General features: G+C 72.6%; 2 protein-coding genes and 1 pseudogene. 1 reads left to right on the top strand and 2 read right to left on the bottom strand.

From position 1 onward, the window contains the following. Window positions 1–291, top strand: a pseudogene (locus tag ACWGIU_RS37755) (hypothetical protein); the annotation flags it as partial. Window positions 292–434: 143 nt separating this feature from the next. On the opposite strand, the gene ACWGIU_RS37750 reads toward ACWGIU_RS37755, so the two are convergent. Together ACWGIU_RS37750 and ACWGIU_RS37745 are read right to left on the bottom strand one after the other, a co-directional pair. Continuing rightward, window positions 435–635, bottom strand: a complete 201-nt coding sequence (locus tag ACWGIU_RS37750; RefSeq protein WP_453712586.1) for a hypothetical protein — start codon at window positions 633–635, stop codon at window positions 435–437. A gap of 364 nt (window positions 636–999) precedes the next feature. Further along, a partial coding sequence (locus ACWGIU_RS37745; protein WP_453712584.1) for an ATP-dependent DNA ligase occupies window positions 1,000–1,494 on the bottom strand: 495 nt, incomplete at its 5' end.

Raw genomic sequence — 1,494 nt, 5'->3', positions numbered from 1 at the left:
ACCAGCGTGCCCCGCGCCCTGAGGCGCAGCAGGTCCCGTCCGCCGAAGGCGTCGGCCGTAAGACGGCACCGCCGAAGGAGTGGCGAGGCAGCCGTCGCGGGCCGGCTGCCCGGCGGCGAGGGCTTCCGCCTGGTCGAGTTCGCCGACGACTTCGACCCCATGCTCCAGCTCGTCTCGGGCGTCTTCGCGCGCAAGGGCGAGGGGGACGAATACGACGCCTCGCACCCCCTGAACGTGCTGTGGGAGGCGTTCCGCGAAGAGGCGGCCTCCGGCTGGCCGCTCCCGCTGTGACCATCCCGTCCGCCAAAAAGGGCACTTTTGATGCTGCCGGTCTCGATCAACCTCAACAAGCGACTCGGCGCGGACGAACCGGATGGCGCCCGGGATCGGTTCGCCCCTTGGCGCAGCGGGTCGAGCTGGGCTGGCTCACCGTCCTACAGGTTCACCTCGACGCGTACACCAGCGCGGCGCGTGCCGCTCAGCTCGGCGAGCTCGCGGCACTGGCCGCGGCCGAGGACGGGCGGCCCCTGCTGATCTGCGGGGTCTTCGACCTCGCGCCACGGCCGCAGGGCGGGCTGTACGACGGGGAGGTCAGCGGGTTCACCGCGGACACCGAGCGCCAGGCACTCCAGCACACTTCAGAGCGCGCGACTCGTCGACACCACCAGCCCGGACGGGGAAGCGGAGTTCACGTTCGAGCGGCTCTTCACCGGCAGGCTCAGCCGCTTCCGCTCCGACCTCGCCCTGCTGAGCGATCACCTGGCCACAGGTATCCCGGTCGCAGCCCGACACGAAGTCCGTACAGGCCTGGAGGCCTTCACCGACCACTCCGCGCTCATGCTCGACCTGCCGCTCACCCGGAAAGCCGCGGAGCCGGACGACGGTCCTGTTCGCGATCAGCGACCTCACCGGCAAGCAGCCGGCCGTCGCGGGCTCCCGCCCGTACCCACCGCACAAGACCGCGATGAGCCGCCAAGGAGCCTCACCGGCCGCTCGGGCTCACCGGGCACCTGACGGGCCCGCTCGGCGTCCGCACGGCCCTCGACCACGGGTGCGGCCGCGGGACCGACGTCGTCCACTACCGGACCGCCAGCAGGGAGGCGGACGGGTACGACCCGCACGAAACGTCAGCCAGCACTGGCACCACTCGCGCGCCTTGGCCAGGTCGGTGGTCATCGGGCACAGGGCCCACGGGGCCCTCAGGCCGTGCCCGGTGAACAGGTCCTCGAGACGTGCGCGGCGCTCCCGGTACGGGCGTGCGAGGAGCTCCACCCCGTCCAGCTGCAACACGTCGAACGCCACGAAGTAGGCCGGCCACCTTGCCACCCGGCCCGGGCCGCTGCGGCCCCGGGCCGCCGCCCGGCGCTGCAACCCCTCGTACGAGCGCCGTCCCGCGTCGGGGGCCCAGACCAGGTGTTCGGCAGCGAGGAGCAGGCCGTGGGGCACCTGGCGGTCGGGGGCGGTCGTCAAGTCCGAGAAGGGGTCCTGGACCAG

It is taken from the genome of Streptomyces sp. NPDC054840 (genome assembly GCF_053611065.1).
Note: the sequence above shows the minus strand (reverse complement) of the source record. Positions and strands in the feature narration are given on the sequence as shown.